Consider the following 23,120-nt stretch of genomic DNA (forward strand, 5'->3'; position numbering starts at 1 on the left):
TTGTAGAACAACTCGTCAAATGTAGTGCATAGTTTACCATGATTAATTGCAACCTGGCGGAAGCCAGTCAGAGGAGGGCAACTATGTCTGCAATCGATTTCAGGACGAAATTTAGCTTTGAGCGGCCCTTTAATAACCGCGAGCGGCCGGAAGGGGAGTATTTCATCACTCGCCATTTTGAAAGCGATCGCGGGCGGATTATCAATTCTGCTGCTATCCGGCGACTCCAGCAAAAAACGCAGGTCTTTCCGCTGGAAAGAAATGCCGCCGTCCGATCGCGCCTGACGCATTCGCTTGAGGTTCAGCAAACCGGCCGCTATATCGCCAAAGAGATCGTTCAGGCTTTAAAAGAGAAGCCCGGAGGCCTGGCGCAATATGGCCTGACCGATCTGACCGGTGCATTTGAAAGCCTTATAGAAATGGCGTGCCTGCTCCACGATGTAGGGAATCCCCCTTTTGGCCATTTCGGCGAAGCGGCAATAAACGACTGGTTCAGAGTTAATCTTCCTGGCCTGTTGATTGAACCGCAAAATGCGGGGGTGGATAATAACGAGCTGAGCGAAAAATTCCTCGCTATGAATGGCCGCCTTCGTCAGGATCTTTGTCATTTTGAAGGGAATGCGCAGGCTATTCGGCTGGTCCATACGCTGTTACAACTCAATCTTTCCTATGTGCAGGTTGCCTGTATATTAAAATATACTGCTCCGGCCTGGTTTCAGGGAGAAAAACCCGAGCAGTTTAGTACGCTGATGAAAAAGCCCGGATACTATTTATCAGAAGAGAAGTATGTTGCGGAATTATTGCAGGCGACAAATACGGCACAGTACCATCGCTTTCCGTTAACCTATATTATGGAAGCCGCGGACGATATCTCCTATTGTATTGCCGACCTGGATGACGCCGTTGAAAAAGCAATCTTTAGCGTGGATCAGCTGTATGGATTCCTGAAAGATGAGTGGGCATCTCTTAAAAAGAAAAAGAAGGTTGAGTCTGATGACCTTTTTGTAAAGATAGTCGAGTCAGCTTACAATGAGGCGCAGAGCAAAGAGCGCTATCGCAGTCGCAGCGACACCTTTTTTATGAAGCTGCGGGTAAAAGTCCAGTCGGTGCTGGTCGAACATGCGGTCAGACGTTTCGTCGATAATATCGAGCATATTTATCAGGGCAGTTTTAATTATTCTCTGTTGGAAGATGAAGGCGATCAGAATCAGCTGCTTAATTTATTCAAAACGGTTGCCAGAAAGCACGTATTCAACCATGCGGAAGTTGAGCAGCTTGAGCTTCAGGGTTATCAGGTTATCAAAGGATTGTTGAATATATATCAGCCGCTACTGGCGATGTCTTATGCTGATTTTAACATTTTGATTAATGAAGATTTCCATAAAGATTACCCAATTGAAACACGCTTATTCCATAAATTATCTGGAAAGCACCGAAAAGCGTATTCGGTCCATATGCGTAATCTGAATATTGAATATCGATTTGAACGGCTGCTCTGGGAGCGGTATTATCGTGCCCGTCTTCTACAGGATTATGTGAGTGGCATGACCGATCTTTATGCGTGGGATGAATATCGTCGTCTGATGGCGGTGGAATAAGGTATTCCGTGGCGGTCTTTTGTAAAGAGAGAGAATAAATTTTTACTTTTAGCTGAAACTTTTACATGAACTAAGCGTTAAAAATTGACTCTCATTATCACAACCATATTAGTGTTGCATAATTGGATCATTAAGAGAAACAGACGCATGAAAAAAACACTTTTAGCTAGCGCGTTGGCTCTGAGCCTGGGAATGGCGATGAACCCGCTTATCGCCACTGCAGCAGAAACTGCTTCTTCTTCCAGCCAGCAGCTGCCCAGCCTGGCGCCGATGTTAGAAAAAGTGATGCCTTCAGTAGTGAGTATCAACGTTGAAGGAAGCACAACGGTACGCACACCTCGTTTGCCCCAGCAGTTCCAGCAATTTTTCGGCGGTAACTCGCCTTTCTGTCAGGACGGGTCACCTTTCCAAAGTTCGCCAATGTGTCAGGGCGGCGGGCAAGGGCAAGATCAGGGCGGCGCCGATACCCAGCAGGAAAAATTCCGTGCGCTGGGTTCAGGGGTAGTCATCGATGCGGCTAAAGGCTACGTCGTAACCAATAATCATGTGGTTGATAACGCAACCAAAATTCAGGTCCAGCTCAGCGATGGGCGTAAATATGATGCGAAAGTGATCGGGAAAGATCCGCGCTCCGATATTGCCCTGATCCAGTTAAACGAAGCAAAAAACCTGACGGCAATAAAAATTGCTGACTCTGACGACCTGCGCGTCGGCGACTACACGGTCGCGATCGGTAACCCTTACGGCCTGGGTGAAACGGTAACCTCCGGCATCGTTTCAGCACTGGGACGTAGCGGACTGAACGTTGAAAACTATGAAAACTTCATCCAGACCGATGCAGCCATCAACCGGGGGAATTCCGGCGGCGCGCTGGTGAATCTCAATGGTGAACTGATCGGCATCAATACGGCAATTCTGGCACCGGACGGCGGCAATATCGGTATCGGTTTCGCTATTCCAAGCGATATGGTGAAGAACCTGACGGCTCAGATGGTGGAATATGGCCAGGTCAAACGCGGTGAACTGGGTATTATGGGCACCGAGTTGAACTCCGAACTGGCGAAGGCGATGAAGGTTGATGCCCAGCGCGGTGCTTTTGTCAGCCAGGTGTTGCCAAACTCCTCTGCGGCAAAAGCTGGCATAAAAGCGGGCGACGTGGTGACAACGCTTAACGGTAAAGCGATCTCAAGCTTCGCGGCGCTGCGTGCTCAGGTCGGCTCTCTGCCTGTCGGCAGTAAAATGGTGCTGGGCCTTATTCGTGACGGTAAGCCGGTAACGGTCAGCGTCGAACTGCAACAAAGCGCGCAGGTTAAGGTCGACTCCGGAAACATCTATACGGGAATTGAAGGGGCCGATCTGAGCAATTTCGACGCGCAGAACGTGAAAGGCGTGAAGGTCGACAGCGTGAAAGCGGGCTCAGCGGCTGCGCGTATTGGCCTGAAGAAAGATGACGTGATCCTCGGTGTCAATCAGCAGGCGATCACTAATCTGGGCGAACTGCGTAAAATTCTCGACACCAAACCTTCGGTGCTGGCATTAAATATTAAACGTGGCGACAGCACGATCTACCTGTTGATGCAGTAAGTGTTTGGTGCCGGAGCAACGCTCCGGCACCGCTTTCCTTTCTCCCGCTTCACTCAATCCTCTTAAGCCCCCTCATTTTTACAGGCTGGATCACGCTTAGTGCACCTGCACAATGCCGGGCTGCCCGCCTGCGGTTATGCTGGCAGAACGATGTTCTTCAGGAGTTTTGGATGTCCAGCTATCATCTTGATGCCCGCCTGGCGCAGGAAATTGTTGCCCGCACCATGCAAATCATCGACAGCAATGTCAACGTGATGGATGCACGCGGCCGGATAATCGGCAGCGGCGACCGGGAGCGGATTGGAGAATTGCACGAAGGAGCGCTGCTGGCGCTCTCTCAGGCACGTGTAGTAGATATTGATGAGGCAGTGGCGAAGCATCTTCACGGTGTGCGGCCTGGCGTCAATCTGCCGATGCGTATTGATGGTGAGATTGTGGGCGTGATTGGGCTGACCGGCGAGCCTGAGTCGCTGCGCCATTATGGCGAGCTGGTTTGCATGACGGCCGAAATGATGCTGGAGCAGGCCCGACTCCTGCACATGCTGGCGCAGGACAGTCGCCTGCGTGAAGAACTGGTATTGAATCTGATCCGCAGCGACACGCTTTCACCGGCGCTTATTGAGTGGGCGCAGCGTTTACGTATCGATCTTAATCAACCACGCGTGGTTGCTGTGGTTGAGGTTGACAGCGGTCAGCTTGGCGTGGACAGCGCGATGTCAGAACTCCAGCAGCTGCAAACGTTATTAACCACGCCCGAACGCGATAACCTGATTGCTATAGTCTCGCTAACTGAGATGGTGGTACTAAAACCGGCTTTTAATGCGCACGGCCGTTTTGATGCGGAAGACCACCGCAAGCGGGTCGCGCTTTTGCAATCAAGGATGAAAGAAAGCGGTCATTTGCGAATGCGTATTGCGCTGGGTAACTTTTTTACCGGGCCTGGCAGTATTGCCCGTTCTTACCGCACGGCGCACACCACGATGTTGGTCGGTAAGCAGCGTATGCCTGAGCAGCGCAGCTATTTTTATCAGGACTTAGTCTTGCCCGTGCTGTTGGACAGCTTGCGCGGCGGCTGGCAGGCCAACGAGCTTTCAAGACCGCTGGCAAAGCTGAAGACGATGGATAACAACGGACTGCTGCGACGAACGCTGATTGCCTGGTTCAGTAATAACGTTCAGCCTTCTGCAACAGCAAAAGCGCTTTATATTCATCGCAATACGTTGGAATATCGTCTGAATCGCATTTCAGAACTGACGGGGCTGAATCTGAGTAACTTTGATGACAGACTGCTGCTGTATGTTGCTTTACAGCTGGATGATGAGCCGTGAGGAAATAATCGTTAGGGGAGGGGCAGGCTCTCTGAATAAAGGAAAACCGGTTTTATCTCACCATGATTTCACACGTGTAAAACCGGTTTTCTGGCCAGTCAGGCTATTACCGCCCGTTACGGGTCAGCTTTTCGAGATCGGCTTCAATTTCAGAAATCTTGTTCGTCACAACACTTTCCAGATGACGCAGGTCGTCCAGGATTTTACGTTTCAGATCCACTTCCACCCGATCGCGCTGGCAAATCTGATCGAGTTCATCAATGACGTAACGCAGGTTAGGGCTGATCTCCTGAATCTCTTTGTAGCCCTGGTTGACGTTATCAGCGACCACGGTTTTACGCTGGCGAGGATATTTAAATTTCACGCTTTTGGCGAAGAATTCGCCTTTATCTTTGCGGAAATAGATCTTCAGAATATCGTTGCTGGCTTCCTGACGCAGGCTGTAGCGGTCGATGTCATCAGGCGTAGCAATACCCAAACCTTTCAAATTCTCGTACATAATTTTGTTTTCCTATGCGGGAGGTTGTCGTTCCGGCTGCGCTTCACAAACACGGCGTTGTGTAGTGCTCACCCTCCTCACGTACTGTGTGTACGCTGTGGTGGCTGCGCGCTGTACACCTTGTCTTTGCTTTACTCGCTCGTCCCGTACCGTACTCAGCAGAGTATATGTGAAATCTGAAAATCGGGCGGGGAGGCTGTGCGCTGATGGCGCGGATTATCGCCTGATTATTGTGCAATAGCATTACTTATTTCGCGATGTAAAACAGGTTTTTCAGGCGGGAGTGTAAAGAAAAGATGACGGGCCACGTTACGCGGCCCGTTGAACAGCGATGGGACTTAGTCGATGGTGCGCAGCAGTTCGTTGATGCCCACTTTGCCACGGGTTTTCGCATCCACTTTCTTCACGATAACGGCACAGTACAGGCTGTAGCTGCCGTCTTTAGAAGGCAGGTTGCCGGAAACGACTACGGAGCCAGCCGGTACGCGGCCGTAGTGCACTTCGCCGGTTTCACGGTCGTAAATCTTGGTGCTCTGGCCGATATAAACGCCCATGGAGATAACCGCACCTTCTTCAACGATTACGCCTTCAACGATTTCAGAGCGTGCGCCGATGAAGCAGTTATCTTCAATGATGGTTGGGTTAGCCTGAAGCGGCTCCAGAACGCCACCGATGCCCACGCCGCCGGACAGGTGAACATTTTTACCGATCTGCGCACAGGAACCGACAGTTGCCCAGGTATCTACCATTGAGCCTTCATCAACGTAAGCGCCGATGTTGACGTAAGAAGGCATGAGTACGGTGTTACGTGCGATAAATGCGCCCTGACGAACGGCGGCTGGTGGCACAACGCGGAAGCCTTCTTTCTTAAAGCGCGCATCATCGTAGTCGGCGAATTTCATCGGAACTTTGTCGAAGTAACGGCTTTCAGCTCCGTCAATCACCTGATTGTCATTGATGCGGAAAGAGAGCAGCACGGCTTTTTTCAGCCACTGATGCGTCACCCACTGACCGTCGATTTTTTCAGCAACGCGCAGTGCGCCGCTGTCCAACAGGCCAATAACCTGATTAACCGCTTCACGGGTTACCGTATCGGCGTTAGCAGGGGTGATCTCGGCGCGACGCTCAAAGGCGCTTTCAATAACATTCTGTAATTGTTGCATTAATTCAGATTCCTGTGTCAAATTCTTGTCCGGGACAGCCTTCACCGCTCGTTATACCGCTCAACGAACTGCAACAGGCTACGCCCGGAGGCGTGATAAAAAATTAAATCTGGGTCACACTTTATCGTTTGGATTTAGGGCCTCTGTCAACCGTTGTCGCAACTCCTGGCGCAAATGGCGACTTAAAGCGCGGCGATCGTTATCTGCCAGAATAAATAAATCTTCGACCCGTTCGCCAATGGTACTGATTCGTGCGCCATGGAGCGAAACCCCTAAATCGGCAAAAACTTCCCCTACCCGAGCCAGCAGACCTGGCTGATCCAGCGCGATCAGCTCCAGATAGGTACGCCTGTCGGTGTGGGCTGGAAGGAATTTTACCTCGGTATCCACGCTGAAATGCTTCAGCCGCGACGACTGTCGACGCATTCTGGGTGGCTGCCAGCTGGTCTGGCCGATAGCCTGCTCCAGCGCCTGGCGGATCATCTCATGACGATCGCCCGCCAACGGGCTGCCGTCCGGTTCCAGTACGATAAAAGTATCCATTGCCATGCCGTCGCGGCTGGTAAAAATTTGAGCGTCGTGCACGCTGAGATTACGTCTGTCCAGCTCGCCGGCTACGGCTGCAAACAGATACGGCCGATCCGGGCTCCAGATAAAAATCTCTGTGCCGCCGCGAGTCGCCTGAGGGCTGACCAGCACCAGCGGTTTGTTCAGATCGTGCTCCATCAGATGACGAGCATGCCAGGCCAGCTGGTTGGGGGTGTGGCGCAGGAAATAATCGGCCCGGCAGCGTGCCCAGATATTACGCAGCCCCTGTTCATCAATGTTATCCATACGCAGCAGCGCCAGCGCCTGAAGGCGGTGATGGCGCACGCGCTCGCGTAAATCCGGGCTGTTTTCCATACCGCGACGCAGCTGTTTTTCGGTTGCAAAGAAAAGTTCGCGCAGCAGGCTCTGCTTCCAGCTGTTCCACAAGGTTTCGTTAGTGGCACAAATGTCCGCTACCGTCAGACAGACCAGGTAGCGCAGCTGGTTTTCATTGTGCATCACTTCCGCGAACTGCTGGATCTCCGTCGGATCCTGAATATCCCGGCGCTGGGCAGTCACCGACATCAGCAGGTGATGGCGCACCAGCCACGAAACCAATTGTGCTTCACGTGAGTTCAGCCCGTGCAGTTCAGCAAATTCCAACACGTCTTCGGCACCCAATATTGAGTGATCGCCGCCACGGCCTTTGGCGATATCATGAAACAGCGCCGCCATCAGCAGCAGCTCGGGCTGCGGCAGGCGCGGCCAGATTTCAACGCATAGAGGATGACGGGGGCGCGTCGTTTCATCGGCAAAGCTTTCCAGCTTTTGCAGCACGCGGATAGTGTGCTCATCCACGGTATAGGCGTGGAAAAGGTCAAACTGCATCTGCCCGACGATGTTTCCCCACTGCGGCATATAGGCCCACAACACGCTGTGTCGGTGCATAGGAACCAGCGCACGGCTGACGGCACCCGGATGACGCAAAATGGCGAGGAACAGCTGGCGGGCTTCAGGAATAGTACAGAGAGGCTGCTTCAGATGGCGACGCGCGCGACGCAGCTGGCGTACCGTGGTGGAGTAAATGCCGGTAATGTTCTGCGCGCGTACCATGGTATAAAACATGCGCATGATGGCGACCGGATCGCGGGCAAACAGCGTCTCATCGATTAAGTCGATCAGCGTGCCGCGCAGCTGAAATTCGCTATCGATAGCTCGCGGCTTTTCATCCTCGCCCAGCGCAAGAATTGCCTCTTCAAACAGCTGAAGCAGCATCTGGTTAAGTTCGCCAATCCGCCCGGTAACGCGATAAAAATCCTTCATCATGCGTTCGACCGGCTCGTTGCCTTCACCCTGATAATTCAGGCGCTGAGCGACGTTTAGCTGGCGGTCGAACAGCAGGCGGTTATCGTAGCGCGGCAGGGTCAGATGCAGAGCAAAGCGTATGCGCCAGAGGAAGGCCTGGCACTCGTTCAGCTCATTACGTTCTGCTTCGGTTAAAAAGCCGAAACCGAGCATTTCATCCATAGAGGTAGCGCCAAAATGGCGTCGCGCAACCCATAACAGCGTATGGATGTCACGCAGACCACCCGGGCTGCTTTTAATATCCGGTTCGAGATTATAACTGGTGCCGTGATAACGCTGATGCCGTTCCTGCTGTTCTTCAATCTTGGCGGCAAAAAAACGGTCGGAAGGCCAGAAGCCGTCGCTGAAGACGTTTTTCTGCAATTCAAGAAACAGCGCCACGTCACCGGTCAGCAGGCGGGACTCGATTAAATTGGTGGCCACCGTCAAATCAGATAAACCTTCCAGCAGGCACTCTTCCAGCGTTCTGACGCTGTGGCCCACTTCCAGTTTCAAATCCCACATTAGCGTCAGCAATTCGCTGGTGCGCTGTGCGTCAGCTTCGGAAAGAGGCTGGCGGCTGAGGATCAGGATATCGATATCGGAAAGGGGATGCAGCTCCCCACGGCCATAACCACCGACGGCGACCAGCGCAATATCCAGCTGGTCAGGAAAACCGTAAAAACGCCACAGGCGGCGCAGTAACCGATCGATAAACAGCGTGCGGGTATCAATGAGCCGTTCTACGTCTTCGCCGGCGTCAAAAGCTTCGGCCAGCCGCTGTTGGAAATGCTCCAGGTGCTGCTTGAGCGAATCCCGGGTCAGTTCGGCGTCCTGCCAGTCTGCAGGGGAATCAGCCAGTCCGTCATCGTTAAAGGTTTTACTCACGGCAATGCTCCTGCATGTTCTCGCCAGTCAATAAGTTCACTGCTGGGACAATAGCCTTACAGGGCGGTTGAAATCAAAAAAAACCGGCATCGATCGGTTTTTCAGACGATGCACAAAGTCAAAGCGGGAGGGCCATAAACCGGTAAGAAAGCGCCACGGGTCATGGACGGCCCGTGTCGAGCTGGCATGGCTACCGCTTTTTGCGTCTTTCTGAACGGTTCATGCCCCCCGCCAGCAGAGAATTAGCCGCATAAAAAAACCGGCCAGTGCCGGTTTCTCTATGCACCCGAGGGGATTACATCTCGTGCGTCAGCACCGCTTCAATGGTGTCATCTTTACGCAGCGTCATGATCTCACAGCCGTTTTCCGTCACCACAATCGTGTGCTCATATTGCGCGGACAGACTGCGATCTTTGGTTTTCACCGTCCAGCCATCTTTCATGCTGCGAATGCGGTAATCACCGGCGTTAACCATCGGTTCGATAGTGAAAGCCATACCCGCTTGCAGCACCACGCCGCCGTCATCCGCATCGTAATGCAGTACCTGCGGCTCTTCGTGGAAGCCTTTACCGATGCCGTGACCGCAATATTCGCGCACCACGGAGAAATCCTGCGCTTCGACGAATTTCTGGATCTCACGACCGATGGTACGCAGACGAATGCCCGGCTTCACCATACGTAAGGCGAGGTACAGGCTTTCCTGCGTCACGCGGCACAGACGCTCACCCAGAATGGTTGGCTTGCCGACGATAAACATCGCTGAGGTATCACCGTGATACTCATCCTTAATTACCGTTACGTCGATATTCACAATATCGCCGTCTTTCAGGATGCGGTCATCGCTGGGGATACCGTGGCATACCACTTCGTTAATCGAAATGCAGACGGATTTTGGAAAACCGTGATAGCCCAGGCAGGCGGAAACCGCTTTCTGCGTGTTTACGATGTAATCGTCACACAGGCGATCCAACTCACCGGTGCTGATACCGGGTTTGACATGCTCTGCAATCATTTCGAGCACCTCAGCCGCCAGGCGTCCGGCAACGCGCATTTTTTCGATTTCTTCAGGGGTCTTGATTGTAATTGCCATTAATTTAGTCCGCAGCTGTCGCTATTTTCGACGATAATAAAGGAAGTGCAGCAATGTTATCAGCCCACCTCCATGCTGCCAAATGCAGTTTGTGGCAAGGGGTGAGTAGCGAACAATCATTGGCTTCACAGGGCGCTTTATGGTATAAAGCGCGCCGACGATTCTCTGTGAGCACGTTTACAGGGAAACGCATAAATCTCACTATGTGTAAATAACACACATGTATCGACACATACGCCGGGGTGCCTTTAGCGCTGCTATGCAGCCTGAGAGGTCGGTCGTATGGGATACATGGAGGCTTAACCCCAAATCATTCTATAGAGGTAATCATGGCAACTGTTTCCATGCGCGACATGCTCAAGGCCGGTGTACACTTCGGTCACCAGACCCGTTACTGGAACCCGAAAATGAAGCCATTCATCTTCGGCGCTCGTAACAAAGTTCACATCATCAACCTTGAAAAAACCGTACCAATGTTCAACGAAGCCCTGGCTGAGCTGAGCAAGATCTCTTCCCGTAAAGGTAAGATCCTGTTTGTTGGTACTAAGCGCGCTGCAAGCGAAGCGGTAAAAGAGCACGCTCTGAGCTGCGATCAGTTCTTCGTAAACCATCGCTGGTTGGGTGGCATGCTGACTAACTGGAAAACCGTTCGTCAGTCCATCAAACGTCTGAAAGATCTGGAAACCCAGTCTCAGGACGGTACCTTCGATAAACTGACCAAAAAAGAAGCTCTGATGCGCGATCGTGAGCTGGCCAAGCTGGAAAACAGCCTGGGCGGTATCAAAGACATGGGCGGCCTGCCGGACGCACTGTTTGTTGTTGATGCAGACCACGAACACATCGCTATCAAAGAAGCAAACAACCTGGGTATCCCAGTGTTCGCTATCGTTGATACCAACTCTGATCCAGACGGCGTTGACTACATTATCCCAGGTAATGACGATGCAATCCGTGCTGTAAGCCTGTACCTGACCGCAGTGGCTACCACCGTGCGTGAAGGTCGCTCTCAGGACCTGGCTCAGCAGGCTGAAGAAAGCTTCGCTGAAGCTGAGTAATAAGGTTTGCTCTGCTAAAGAGCCCTTATCAATCAGATGTTAATCTGTAAGGGGCCTGTATTGGCCCCTTTATTTTTTTGACTTCGCTTTGCTGGATACCCAGCGGGGCAGAATGTTTCTCCCGAGACCAGGCATTTGTTGCGAACGCCCTCACGGCGCCGCAGGCAGATGCGAGCTAACCGAGGATTAGAGAATGGCTGATATTACTGCTGCTCTGGTAAAAGAACTGCGCGAGCGCACTGGCGCTGGCATGATGGATTGTAAGAAAGCGCTGACCGAAGCCAACGGCGACATCGAGCTGGCAATCGAGAACATGCGTAAATCTGGCGCGATCAAAGCAGCTAAGAAAGCAGGCAACGTTGCTGCTGACGGCGTGATCAAAACCAAAATCGACGGTAACTACGGCGTGATCCTGGAAGTTAACTGCCAGACCGACTTCGTTGCTAAAGACGGTGGTTTCCAGGCGTTTGCTGACAAAGTGCTGGATGCTGCGGTTGCAGGCAAAATCACTGACGTTGAAGTGCTGAAAGCGCAGTTCGAAGAAGAGCGCGTTGCACTGGTTGCTAAAATCGGTGAGAACATCAACATCCGTCGTGTTGCATCCCTGGAAGGCGATGTGCTGGGCAGCTACCTGCACGGCGCGCGTATCGGTGTTCTGATCTCCGCTAAAGCTGCGGACGAAGAGCTGGTTAAGCAGATCGCAATGCACGTTGCAGCCAGCAAGCCAGAATTCGTTAAGCCAGAAGACGTGTCTGCTGACGTGGTAGAGAAAGAATACCAGGTACAGCTGGACATCGCTATGCAGTCTGGTAAGCCAAAAGAAATCGCAGAGAAAATGGTTGAAGGCCGCATGAAGAAATTCACCGGCGAAGTTTCTCTGACTGGTCAGCCTTTCGTTATCGACCCAAGCAAAACTGTGGGTCAGGTTCTGAAAGAGAAGAACGCTGACGTGATCAACTTTATCCGCTTCGAAGTGGGTGAAGGTATTGAGAAAGCTGAGACCGATTTCGCAGCAGAAGTTGCGGCGATGTCCAAGCAGTCTTAATAAGATTGATAAGAACCGCCATCCGGCGGTTCTTTTTTATCTGCGTTATCAGAATGCATTTTCAGTCTCATCCCAATAGTAATTCATCGCAGCAAACGCGATGATAGCAAAGATTTAACTCCTCACATCGACTAGATATCTTCCAGGAAAAAATACCATGGCGACCAATGCAAAACCTGTTTATCAACGTATCCTGCTGAAACTGAGCGGCGAAGCTCTGCAAGGTGCCGAAGGCTTCGGTATCGATGCCAGCGTGCTGGATCGTATGGCTCAGGAAATCAAAGAGCTGGTAGAGTTGGGTATTCAGGTGGGTGTGGTTATCGGTGGGGGTAACCTGTTCCGTGGCGCAAGCCTGCAACAGGCTGGAATGAATCGCGTCGTTGGCGACCATATGGGCATGCTGGCGACCGTGATGAATGGTCTGGCGATGCGTGATGCGCTGCATCGTGCCTATGTTAACGCACGTCTGATGTCAGCCATTCCGCTGAATGGTGTTTGTGATAACTACAGCTGGGCAGAAGCCATTAGCCTGCTGCGTAATAACCGCGTCGTGATTTTCTCCGCCGGTACCGGCAACCCATTCTTCACTACTGACTCTGCGGCTTGCCTGCGCGGCATCGAAATCGAAGCTGACGTCGTGCTGAAAGCCACGAAAGTGGATGGCGTTTACTCCGACGATCCAATGAAAAACCCGGACGCTACGCTGTACGATCAGCTGAGCTACACCGACGTGCTGGATCGTGAGCTGAAAGTGATGGATCTGGCCGCGTTTACGCTGGCTCGTGACCACAAATTGCCAATTCGCGTTTTCAACATGAATAAGCCTGGCGCACTGCGCCGCGTGGTCATGGGCGAAAAAGAAGGCACGCTGATTACGCAATAATATCAGTCGACGCGTAAAATAAGGTATATTCTGCCTTTGTGGCGCGTAGCGCGCTACAATCAGTAACGACAACTATTTTGACACGGGCTCTGGCTGCAGAGTCTCGCAGGTTAACCAGAATCCAAGGGTTACAACGTGATTAACGAAATCAGAAAAGATGCTGAAACGCGCATGGAAAAGTGTGTGGAAGCCTTTAAAAACCACATCAGCAAAATTCGTACCGGCCGTGCGTCGCCAGGTATCCTCGACGGCATCATGGTCGATTATTACGGCGCTTCTACGCCGCTGCGTCAGTTGGCAAGCGTCACCGTTGAAGATTCCCGCACGCTGAAAATCAACGTGTTCGACCGCTCAATCAGCGCGGCCGTTGAAAAGGCGATCATGACCTCCGACCTGGGTTTAAACCCAAGTTCAGCAGGCGCTGACATTCGTGTTCCGTTGCCAGCACTGACTGAAGAGCGTCGTAAAGACCTGATCAAAGTGGTGCGCGGTGAAGCAGAGCAGGGTCGCGTGTCCGTTCGTAACGTGCGCCGTGATGCAAACGACAAGGTGAAAGCCTTGCTGAAAGATAAAGAAATCAGCGAAGACGAAGAACGCCGTTCAGCTGATGATATTCAGAAAATGACCGACGTTTTCATCAAGAAAGTTGATGCAGCGCTGGCAGAAAAAGAAGCGGAGCTGATGGACTTCTAAGTTCATTATGCCGCATAAAACGCCGTACAGATCCTCGCTTATTCAGGCGAGCGATCTTACGGCGTTTTGCATTGGTTTTCTTTCTGATGAGCCGTCCGGGCGGTTCCTCAGTCATTACACAGAGCAACCTCATGAAACAATTGACGATCCTTGGTTCGACCGGTTCTATCGGCACCAGCACGCTGGCAGTGGTCAGGGCGAATCCTCATCTGTTTGCCGTTAAGGCGTTGGTCGCCGGGCATAACGTTGAGCTGATGGCCGAGCAGTGCCTGGCTTTCCGTCCTGCTTATGCCGCCATGGCGAATGAGGTTGCAGCAAAAGCGCTGCGGCTGCGGCTGCAAAGCCTGAACGTGGCTACGGAAGTGCTGAGCGGTGAACAGGCGGCCTGCGAACTTGCGGCCCTGGACGACGTGGATCAGGTAATGGCCGCGATTGTCGGTGCAGCAGGGCTGTTGCCCACGCTGGCGGCGATTCGGGCGGGCAAAACCGTTTTGCTGGCCAACAAAGAGTCGCTGGTAACCTGCGGCCAGCTGTTTCTGGAGGCGGTAAGCAACGCCGGTGCCCAGCTTCTTCCGGTCGACAGCGAGCATAACGCCATTTTTCAGAGTTTGCCCGCTTCCCTCCAGCGCCAGTTAGGTTACGCTTCTCTGCAAGATAATGGCATTGATAGCATTATCCTTACGGGATCGGGTGGTCCTTTTCGCGAAACGCCGCTGGCGGATCTGGCGCAGATGACGCCGGACCAGGCCTGTGCGCATCCGAACTGGTCAATGGGTCGTAAGATTTCCGTTGATTCAGCCACCATGATGAATAAAGGTTTGGAATATATCGAAGCCCGCTGGCTGTTTAACGCAACCGATGCCCAGATGGAAGTTATCCTGCATCCGCAGTCGGTAATCCATTCTATGGTCCGCTATCGCGATGGCAGCGTTCTGGCGCAGCTAGGCTCGCCAGATATGCGTACGCCGATTGCTCACGTCATGGCCTGGCCCGATCGTGTGCAGTCGGGCGCCGCGCCACTGGATTTTACCCGGATGGGGGCAATGACGTTCGCCGAGCCGGATTACGCACGCTATCCCTGCCTCAAGCTGGCGATTGATGCCTGCGAAAAAGGGCAGGCGGCGACAACGACGCTGAATGCCGCTAATGAAATTGCCGTGGCCGCGTTTTTGGATAAGCAAATTCGTTTCACCGATATTGCGAGCGTGAACATGGCCGTTCTGGAAAAGCTTTCCGCTACGGAACCGACAAGCGTGGAAGCCGTACTGGAAATCGACCGCCAGGCACGTGAAACCGCGTTAGCCTGCCTGTCACGCTTTAGCGTTGTCCGGTAAATAAGCCGATTAGCCGTCGTCGTTTGTGGGAGAAGGTCGGAGATGGTATAGTCTTCGGCCGCCGCTTCACCATACCGTTGCGATTTGCGGTGTTGCAGGCCGTGTGAAACACGGCTTTTTTACGTCGAGCGGGTAAGGTATTTCAGAAACCGTTGCATTTCTGATTAAAGGAATTATTACGCGTTATGTCGTCCGAAAATCAAATAAAAACCGATGACCTGTCGGGGCTGAATCCCCGCCATGTGGCCATCATTATGGATGGCAATGGTCGCTGGGCCAGGAACCAGGGGAAGCTGCGTATTACCGGCCACCGGGCAGGGGTGAAATCCGTACGTCGCGCGGTGAGTTTTGCCGTAAGCCGTAATCTGGATGCGCTGACTCTCTATGCTTTCAGCAGTGAAAACTGGAACCGTCCGCCGCAGGAAGTGCTGGCGCTGATGGAGCTGTTTGTCTGGGCGCTCGACAGCGAAGTAAAAAGCCTCCACAAGCATAACGTTCGTCTGCGGATCATTGGTGATACAAGCCGTTTTAATTCCCGTCTGCAGGAGCGCATCCGTCGCGCTGAAGAACTTACTCAACAAAATAATGGACTCACCCTGAACATTGCCGCAAATTATGGCGGACGTTGGGATATTATTCATGGTGTCAGGAAAATTGCAGAACAGGTGCAGGAAGGTCTGATTCGACCAGACCAAATTGAGGAAGAAACCCTCGCCCCGCATCTCTGCCTCAATGAACTGGCTCCGGTGGATCTGGTAATAAGGACAGGGGGAGAGCATCGAATCAGTAACTTCTTGCTGTGGCAGGTCGCCTATGCAGAGTTCTTTTTCTCCGATGTTCTCTGGCCTGATTTTGATGAACAAGTTTTTGAAGGTGCACTGAATGCGTTTGCACAACGAGAGCGCCGCTTTGGCGGTGCAGCACCCGGCGGCGCTTAAGCGCTCTGGGGGTAATCCTTGCTGAAGTCTCGCCTGATTACCGCATTTATACTTATCCCGATCGTGATTGCAGCGCTGTTTTTGCTGCCGCCTCCCGGATTTGCCATTGTCACTCTGGCCGTTTGTATGCTGGCGGCCTGGGAATGGGGACAGTTCGCCGGCCTCGCCTCGCGCACTCAGCGTGTCTGGCTGGCGGTGCTATGCGGGCTGCTGCTGGCCTTCATGACGTTCACTCTTCCTGCCTATCATCATTCTGTCCATCTGATACAGATTGCCGGCTCGCTTTGGGCCGCTCTGGGCTGGTGGATAGTGGCGCTATTGCTGGTGCTTTTCTATCCCGGCTCCGCTTCTGTGTGGCGATCTTCCCGCGTATTGCGCCTGGCCTTTGGCGTGCTGACCATTGTTCCTTTCTTCTGGGGAATGATTGCACTGCGTCAGTATCATTATGAGGCCGATCGCTACGCAGGTGCATGGTGGCTGCTGTATGTGATGTTTCTGGTGTGGGGAGCGGATTCCGGTGCCTACATGTTTGGTCGTCTTTTCGGTAAGCACAAGCTGGCACCGAAAGTCTCTCCGGGCAAAACCTGGGAAGGCTTTTTCGGCGGCCTGCTGACGTCAGCGCTGATTGCCTGGCTGTTTGGGCTTTGGGCGCCGCTGAGCATCGAACCCGTCACATTACTGACCTGTTCTATTGTTGCCGCGTTGGCCTCCGTGCTGGGCGATCTCACTGAAAGCATGTTTAAGCGTGAAGCGGGCATCAAAGATAGTGGCAACCTCATCCCAGGCCACGGTGGCATTCTGGACCGTATTGACAGCCTGACCGCTGCTGTGCCGGTATTTGCCTGCCTGCTGTTGCTAGTCTTCAGGACGCTATAAGGGACGCTATGCTGAGCATTCTCTGGAGCCTTGGGGCATTTATCGTTGCGCTGGGCGTACTGATTACCGTCCATGAATTTGGCCACTTTTGGGTGGCCCGTCGTTGCGGTGTCCAGGTTGAGCGTTTTTCTGTCGGCTTCGGTAAAACACTCTGGCGTCGCCGCGATCGCCAGGGAACCGAGTATGTCATCGCGCTAATCCCGCTCGGCGGCTATGTAAAGATGCTCGACGAGCGCGTAGAGAGCGTTCCGCCTGAATTACGTCACCGCTCCTTCAACAATAAAACCGTCTTACAGCGCGCGGCTATTATCAGCGCCGGACCCATCGCAAACTTCCTGTTCGCTATCTTCGCTTACTGGCTGGTGTTTATCATCGGCGTGCCTGGCGTTCGGCCGGTTGTTGGTGAAATAGTGAGCGGTTCGCAGGCGGCAGAGGCGCAAATTGCCCCTGGGATGGAACTTAAAGCCGTTGACGGTATCGAAACGCGTGACTGGGATGCTGTGCGCATGGCGCTGGTATCAAAAATCGGTGACGCAGAGGTCACATTCAGCGTGGCGCCTTTCGGCACCGATCAAGTCAGTGAAAAACGGCTGGATCTGCGTAACTGGCATTTCGAACCCGACAAGCAGGATCCGGTTGCTTCACTGGGCATGCGCCCACGTGGACCGCAGGTTGAAACCGTGTTGGCAGAAGTTCAGGCTAACTCGGCGGCAAGCAAGGCGGGTTTGCAAGCAGGCGACAGGATCGTTAAAGTCGATGGTCAGCCGTTGGACCAGTGGCAGCATTTCGTCACTCTGGTTCGCGATAATCCGGGTAAAGCGCTGGCGGTAGACGTTGAGCGACAGGACAGTCCGCTCACCGTGACACTGACGCCAGACGTGAAGCCAGGCAGTAAAGCAGAAGGATTTGCCGGGGTGATCCCGCGCATTGTTCCTCTGCCGGATGAATTTAAAACGGTTCGTCAGTTTGGACCGTTTGCGGCAATAGGTGAGGCCAGCGGCAAAACCTGGCAGCTGATGAAGCTGACGGTAAACATGCTGGGCAAACTGATTGTTGGCGAAGTGAAGTTGAACAATCTCAGCGGGCCGATTTCGATCGCCCAGGGTGCTGGGATGTCGGCGGAATATGGCTTGATTTATTATCTGATGTTCCTCGCGTTAATCAGCGTGAACCTCGGAATTATCAATCTGTTCCCCTTGCCGGTATTAGATGGTGGGCATTTGCTGTTTCTGGCGATCGAAAAGATCAAAGGTGGGCCGGTGTCTGAGCGAGTTCAGGACTTCAGTTATCGCATTGGCTCTGTTTTGCTGGTGCTGTTAATGGGGCTTGCACTATTCAATGATTTCTCGCGGTTATAGAGGTTCAGAAATTAGCGAGCTAAGGCCAGACAAGGCGGAAGTTTGCGAGAAAGCGCAGTTTACCAGGGTAAATGAGCATTTTGAGCAAAATTTCAACGCGGGATGGTCGACGCGCAGCAATTTCTCTTCTAGGTGACGAGAACCAGTTAGGAAGAATGCATAACAACGATGGCGATGAAAAAGTTGCTCATAGCGTCGCTGCTGTTTAGCAGCGCCACCGTATACGCGGCAGACGGCTTCGTAGTGAAGGATATTCATTTCGAAGGGCTGCAGCGAGTCGCCGTCGGGGCGGCATTGCTGAGTATGCCTGTCCGCGTGGGAGATACCGTCTCCGATGATGATATCAGTAATACGATCCGTTCTCTCTTTGCGACCGGGAACTTCGAGGATGTTCAGGTCCTGCGCGATGGCAATACGCTGATCGTTCAGGTAAAAGAGCGGCCGACGATTGCCAGCATCACCTTCTCCGGTAACAAAGCGGTGAAGGATGACATGCTGAAGCAAAATCTGGAGGCATCAGGCGTGCGCGTGGGGGAAGCCCTTGACCGCACAACCATCTCATCCATTGAGAAGGGCCTTGAGGATTTCTACTACAGCGTCGGTAAATACAGCGCCAGCGTAAAAGCTGTGGTTACGCCGCTGCCGCGTAACCGTGTCGATCTTAAGCTGGTATTCACCGAAGGTGTCTCCGCCAAGATCCAGCAAATCAACGTAGTCGGCAATAAAGCGTTCAGCTCCGACGAACTGATTTCGCGTTTCCAGCTGCGTGATGAAGTGCCATGGTGGAACGTGGTTGGCGATCGTAAATATCAGAAGCAAAAACTGGCGGGCGACCTTGAAACCCTGCGCAGCTTCTATCTCGATCGCGGCTATGCTCGTTTCAACATTGACTCGACGCAGGTTAGCCTGACGCCGGATAAAAAAGGCATCTACATTACTATCAACATCACCGAAGGCGATCAGTATAAGCTGTCGGGTGTGGTGGTTAATGGCAGCATGGCCGGTCACTCCGCTGAAGTCGAAGCGCTGACCAAAATCGAGCCGGGCGAGCTGTATAACGGCGCGAAAGTCACTCGCATGGAAGACGACATCAAGAAGATGCTCGGTCGCTATGGCTATGCCTATCCACGCGTAATGACTCAGCCTGAAATTAACGATGCGGATAAAACCGTGAAGCTGCACGTCAACGTTGATGCGGGTAACCGCTACTACGTGCGTAAAGTGCGCTTCGAAGGTAACGACACCTCTAAAGATTCCGTTCTGCGCCGCGAAATGCGTCAGATGGAAGGCGCATGGCTGGGCAGCGACCTGGTTGAGCAGGGTAAAGAGCGTCTGAACCGTACGGGCTACTTCGAAACCGTTGATACCGATACGCAGCGCGTACCGGGTTCGCCTGACCAGGTGGATGTGGTTTACAAAGTGAAAGAGCGCAACACCGGTACCTTTAACTTCGGCGTAGGTTACGGTACGGAAAGCGGCGTCAGTTTCCAGGTCGGCGTGACTCAGGAAAACTGGCTGGGTACAGGTAATACCGTTGGTATTAGCGGAACGAAAAACGATTACCAGACCTATGCTGAATTCTCCCTGACTGACCCGTACTTTACGGTCGATGGTGTCAGTCTGGGCGGTCGTGTGTTCTATAACGACTTTAAAGCCGATGACGCCGATCTGTCCGATTACACCAACAAAAGTTATGGTGTAGACGGTACGCTTGGCTTCCCGGTGAACGAAGACAACACGCTGCGTGTCGGTCTGGGTTACGTACACAATGACCTGTCCAATATGCAGCCGCAGATTGCGATGTTCCGTTATCTGCAATCGGTAGGCCAGGATCCAAGCACCGCCAAAGATGCTGACTATGCTGCTGATGACTTCACGTTTAACTATGGCTGGACGTATAACACCCTTGACCGCGGGTTCTTCCCAACGTCGGGTAACCGTACCAACCTGAACGGTAAAGTGACGATTCCAGGCTCCGATAACGCCTTCTATAAAGCCACGCTGGATACGCAACAGTATCTGCCGTTAAACCAGGACCGCACCTGGGTGCTGTTGGGTCGCGGTAAAGTAGGCTATGGAGACGGTCTGAATGGCAAAGAGCTGCCGTTCTATGAAAACTTCTACGCCGGTGGCTCCAGCACCGTACGTGGTTTCCGTTCCAACACCATCGGCCCTAAAGCGGCGTATTACAACAATGGCTCAAGCACCTGTTCTACGGGCGTTTATTGTGATTCCAACGATGCGGTTGGCGGTAACGCAATGGCAACGGCAAGCGCTGAGTTGATCACGCCGACGCCGTTCCTGAGCGAGAAATATGCGAACTCTGTGCGTACCTCACTGTTCGTGGATGCCGGTACCGTTTGGGATACCAAATGGGAAAATACGGCCGATACGCGAGCAGCAGGCATTCCGGATTACAGCGAGCCGGGTAATATCCGTATGTCCGCCGGTCTGGCGTTACAGTGGATGTCACCCCTGGGTCCACTGGTGTTCTCCTACGCACAGCCGTTCAAAAAGTATGATGGAGATAAGGCCGAGCAGTTCCAGTTTAACATTGGTAAAACCTGGTAAGCCGGCCTGGCAAGGAAGCATTGGGACAGCGTCATACTGGCGCTTCCCAACGCTTGCGGTTATTTACCGCAAGTCTCGCGCCGTTGACTGGCAGCTTATGGCTGCCTGAACGCGCAACACCTGTGTCAAAGACACAAACGTTGATGGTAAGGAGTTTATAGTGAAAAAGTTGTTGTGTGCCGCAGGCCTCTCTATCGCTCTGGCGGTTTCCGCTGGTGCCCAGGCTGCTGATAAAATTGCAGTGGTGAACGTTTCCAGCATTTTCCAACAGTTACCAGCGCGTGCGACAGTTGCGAAACAGCTTGAAAATGAGTTTAAAGGCCGTGCGACTGAACTGCAGGGTATGGAGCGCGATCTGCAAACTAAAATGCAGCGTCTGCAGCGTGACGGCTCTACCATGAAGGCTAGCGAACGCAGCCGTATGGAAAAAGACGTGATGGCTCAGCGTGAAACCTTCCAGACCAAAGCCCAGGCTTTCGAGCAGGATAACCGCCGTCGTCAGGCTGAAGAGCGTAACAAAATCCTGAGCCGTATTCAGGATGCTGTGCAGAAAGTTGCGGATGATGAAGGTTACGACGTCGTTGTCGATGCTAACGCTGTTGCTTATGCCGCTAAATCCAAAGACATCACTGCTGATGTTCTGAAACAGGTTAAATAATCAATGTCTTCAATTCGACTGGCTGATTTAGCCCAGCAGTTGGATGCAGATTTGCACGGAGATGGCGATATCGTCATCTCCGGCATTGCTTCTATGCACTCCGCCCAATCCGGTCAAATCACTTTTCTCTCTAACAGCCGTTACCGTGAGCAGCTCGCAGCCTGTAAGGCTTCAGCCGTGGTGCTGACGGGCGCGGATCTGGACTGCTTCCAGGGCGCTGCTTTGGTAGTGAAAGACCCTTATCTGACCTACGCGCGTATGGCGCAAATTCTTGATACCACGCCGCAACCTGCCAGCAAAATCGCACCCAGTGCGGTAATTGATGCCAGTGCGAAACTGGGTAATAACGTTTCCGTAGGCGCAAACGCCGTTATCGAATCGGACGTTGTACTGGGCGATAACGTGGTGATTGGCGCTGGTTGCTTCGTGGGTAAACATACCCGTATCGGTGCTGGTTCTCGTTTATGGGCAAACGTCTCTGTATATCACGAAGTACGAATTGGTGAGCAATGCCTGATCCAGTCCGGTACCGTCATTGGTGCAGATGGCTTTGGCTATGCCAACGATCGTGGTAACTGGGTGAAAATCCCGCAGTTGGGCACGGTGATTATCGGCGATCGCGTTGAAATTGGTGCCTGCACCACGATCGATCGCGGCGCGTTGGATAACACTCAGATCGGGAATGGTGTTATCATTGATAACCAGTGCCAGATTGCACATAACGTGGTGATTGGCGACAATACCGCAGTTGCCGGCGGCGTTATCATGGCAGGCAGCCTGAAAATCGGCCGCTACTGCATGATCGGCGGTGCCAGCGTCATTAATGGCCATATGGAAATTTGTGACAAAGTTACGGTGACAGGAATGGGAATGGTCATGAGACCAATCACTCAACCTGGGGTATACTCCTCCGGGATTCCGCTGCAACCCAACAAAACCTGGCGCAAAACGGCCGCACTGGTAATGAATATCGATGAGATGAGCAAGCGCTTAAAAGCCATCGAGCGCAAGGTCGGTACCGATTAAGCGACTTACCAGTACGTTGACCAGCTTTCACTATTCAGCTTGCCTGACGCGAACTTAGCGGGTCTGGCAGGGGGAATATAAAAAGAATGCTAAGCATGGAAAGCCTGGCGCACGGAAACAGATTTGCGGCCTGCGGACGATCGTTGATCTTTGCAGGCCGTGTTATTGATGCCATCAGAATTTTTTAGGACAGGAAGAGTATTTTGACTACTGAAACTCATACTCTGAAAATTGAAGAGATTATTGAACTGCTGCCGCACCGCTATCCGTTTCTGCTGGTCGATCGCGTACTCGAATTTGAAGAACACAAATTTCTGCGTGCAGTGAAGAACGTATCGGTCAACGAACCGTTTTTCCAGGGCCATTTCCCTGGTAAACCGATTTTCCCAGGCGTGCTGATTTTGGAAGCAATGGCACAGGCGACCGGTATTCTGGCGTTTAAAAGCGTAGGGAAACTTGAGCCAGGCGAACTGTACTACTTTGCTGGTATTGATGAAGCCCGCTTCAAACGTCCGGTCGTACCTGGCGATCAAATGATTATGGAAGTCACCTTCGAGAAAACCCGCCGTGGTCTGACCCGCTTTAAAGGCGTGGCAACCGTTGACGGTAAAATTGTCTGCGAAGCAACCATGATGTGTGCCCGCAGCCGGGAGGCGTAATT

19 protein-coding genes are annotated in these 23,120 nt (G+C 52.7%); 15 read left to right on the forward strand and 4 right to left on the reverse strand.

Annotation, left to right across the window (positions count from 1 at the left end):
* The first annotated feature begins 83 nt into the window (after positions 1–83).
* From dgt to AAGQ96_RS04210, 3 genes are all read left to right on the forward strand, one after another.
* On the forward strand, positions 84–1,598 hold the full coding sequence (gene dgt, locus AAGQ96_RS04200; protein WP_342754933.1) for a dGTPase: 1,515 nt from the start codon (positions 84–86) through the stop codon (positions 1,596–1,598).
* Positions 1,599–1,745: 147 nt separating this feature from the next.
* Positions 1,746–3,182, forward strand: coding sequence for a serine endoprotease DegP (gene degP / locus AAGQ96_RS04205; protein ID WP_147195381.1), 1,437 nt, complete (start codon positions 1,746–1,748; stop codon positions 3,180–3,182).
* Between the two features lie 170 nt (positions 3,183–3,352).
* Positions 3,353–4,510 carry a CdaR family transcriptional regulator gene (locus AAGQ96_RS04210; protein WP_147195383.1) on the forward strand — a complete coding sequence of 386 codons (1,158 nt, stop codon included), beginning with the start codon at positions 3,353–3,355 and terminating at the stop codon, positions 4,508–4,510.
* A 106-nt stretch (positions 4,511–4,616) separates the two neighbouring features.
* On the opposite strand, the gene AAGQ96_RS04215 is transcribed toward AAGQ96_RS04210, so the two are convergent.
* The 4 genes from AAGQ96_RS04215 to map all read right to left on the reverse strand — a co-directional run bounded on the left by AAGQ96_RS04215 (position 4,617) and on the right by map (position 10,022).
* Entirely contained in the window at positions 4,617–5,009 is a 393-nt protein-coding gene (locus tag AAGQ96_RS04215) for a DUF3461 family protein (RefSeq protein WP_147195384.1), read from the reverse strand.
* Between the two features lie 338 nt (positions 5,010–5,347).
* On the reverse strand, positions 5,348–6,172 hold the full coding sequence (dapD, locus tag AAGQ96_RS04220) for a 2,3,4,5-tetrahydropyridine-2,6-dicarboxylate N-succinyltransferase (protein ID WP_147195386.1): 825 nt from the start codon (positions 6,170–6,172) through the stop codon (positions 5,348–5,350).
* 114 nt (positions 6,173–6,286) lie between these two features.
* A complete protein-coding gene (gene glnD / locus AAGQ96_RS04225) occupies positions 6,287–8,938 on the reverse strand; it encodes a bifunctional uridylyltransferase/uridylyl-removing protein GlnD (protein WP_342755518.1) in 2,652 nt (883 codons plus the stop codon).
* A 289-nt stretch (positions 8,939–9,227) separates the two neighbouring features.
* Complete coding sequence (gene map, locus AAGQ96_RS04230) at positions 9,228–10,022, reverse strand: type I methionyl aminopeptidase (RefSeq protein ID WP_147195390.1); 795 nt, start codon at positions 10,020–10,022, stop codon at positions 9,228–9,230.
* 329 nt (positions 10,023–10,351) lie between these two features.
* Here map and rpsB point away from each other — a divergent pair, with 329 nt between their 5' ends.
* The 12 genes from rpsB to fabZ all read left to right on the forward strand — a co-directional run bounded on the left by rpsB (position 10,352) and on the right by fabZ (position 23,118).
* Entirely contained in the window at positions 10,352–11,077 is a 726-nt protein-coding gene (gene rpsB, locus AAGQ96_RS04235; protein ID WP_147195392.1) for a 30S ribosomal protein S2, read from the forward strand.
* Between the two features lie 193 nt (positions 11,078–11,270).
* Positions 11,271–12,122: a translation elongation factor Ts gene (tsf, locus tag AAGQ96_RS04240; protein ID WP_147195394.1), complete on the forward strand. Its 852-nt coding sequence runs from the start codon at positions 11,271–11,273 to the stop codon at positions 12,120–12,122.
* A 157-nt stretch (positions 12,123–12,279) separates the two neighbouring features.
* Positions 12,280–13,005: a UMP kinase gene (gene pyrH, locus AAGQ96_RS04245; RefSeq protein ID WP_147195398.1), complete on the forward strand. Its 726-nt coding sequence runs from the start codon at positions 12,280–12,282 to the stop codon at positions 13,003–13,005.
* Between the two features lie 135 nt (positions 13,006–13,140).
* Complete coding sequence (gene frr / locus AAGQ96_RS04250; protein WP_147195400.1) at positions 13,141–13,698, forward strand: ribosome recycling factor; 558 nt, start codon at positions 13,141–13,143, stop codon at positions 13,696–13,698.
* Between the two features lie 131 nt (positions 13,699–13,829).
* On the forward strand, positions 13,830–15,032 hold the full coding sequence (gene ispC / locus AAGQ96_RS04255; protein ID WP_342754934.1) for a 1-deoxy-D-xylulose-5-phosphate reductoisomerase: 1,203 nt from the start codon (positions 13,830–13,832) through the stop codon (positions 15,030–15,032).
* 185 nt (positions 15,033–15,217) lie between these two features.
* Positions 15,218–15,970, forward strand: a complete 753-nt coding sequence (ispU, locus tag AAGQ96_RS04260) for a (2E,6E)-farnesyl-diphosphate-specific ditrans,polycis-undecaprenyl-diphosphate synthase (protein WP_342754935.1) — start codon at positions 15,218–15,220, stop codon at positions 15,968–15,970.
* Between the two features lie 18 nt (positions 15,971–15,988).
* Positions 15,989–16,846 (forward strand): phosphatidate cytidylyltransferase, encoded by an 858-nt coding sequence (cdsA, locus tag AAGQ96_RS04265; RefSeq protein WP_147195407.1) that lies wholly within the window; start codon positions 15,989–15,991, stop codon positions 16,844–16,846.
* 8 nt (positions 16,847–16,854) lie between these two features.
* On the forward strand, positions 16,855–18,204 hold the full coding sequence (rseP, locus tag AAGQ96_RS04270) for a sigma E protease regulator RseP (protein WP_342754936.1): 1,350 nt from the start codon (positions 16,855–16,857) through the stop codon (positions 18,202–18,204).
* A gap of 168 nt (positions 18,205–18,372) precedes the next feature.
* Positions 18,373–20,775 carry an outer membrane protein assembly factor BamA gene (gene bamA / locus AAGQ96_RS04275; protein WP_147195411.1) on the forward strand — a complete coding sequence of 801 codons (2,403 nt, stop codon included), beginning with the start codon at positions 18,373–18,375 and terminating at the stop codon, positions 20,773–20,775.
* A 160-nt stretch (positions 20,776–20,935) separates the two neighbouring features.
* Positions 20,936–21,433, forward strand: coding sequence for a molecular chaperone Skp (gene skp / locus AAGQ96_RS04280; RefSeq protein WP_147195414.1), 498 nt, complete (start codon positions 20,936–20,938; stop codon positions 21,431–21,433).
* A gap of 3 nt (positions 21,434–21,436) precedes the next feature.
* Entirely contained in the window at positions 21,437–22,459 is a 1,023-nt protein-coding gene (gene lpxD / locus AAGQ96_RS04285; protein ID WP_342754937.1) for a UDP-3-O-(3-hydroxymyristoyl)glucosamine N-acyltransferase, read from the forward strand.
* Positions 22,460–22,662: 203 nt separating this feature from the next.
* On the forward strand, positions 22,663–23,118 hold the full coding sequence (fabZ, locus tag AAGQ96_RS04290; protein WP_024965665.1) for a 3-hydroxyacyl-ACP dehydratase FabZ: 456 nt from the start codon (positions 22,663–22,665) through the stop codon (positions 23,116–23,118).
* The last annotated feature ends 2 nt before the right edge of the window (positions 23,119–23,120 follow it).

Source organism: Pantoea sp. MBD-2R, assembly GCF_039134845.1.
Classification (GTDB): Bacteria; Pseudomonadota; Gammaproteobacteria; order Enterobacterales; family Enterobacteriaceae; genus Erwinia.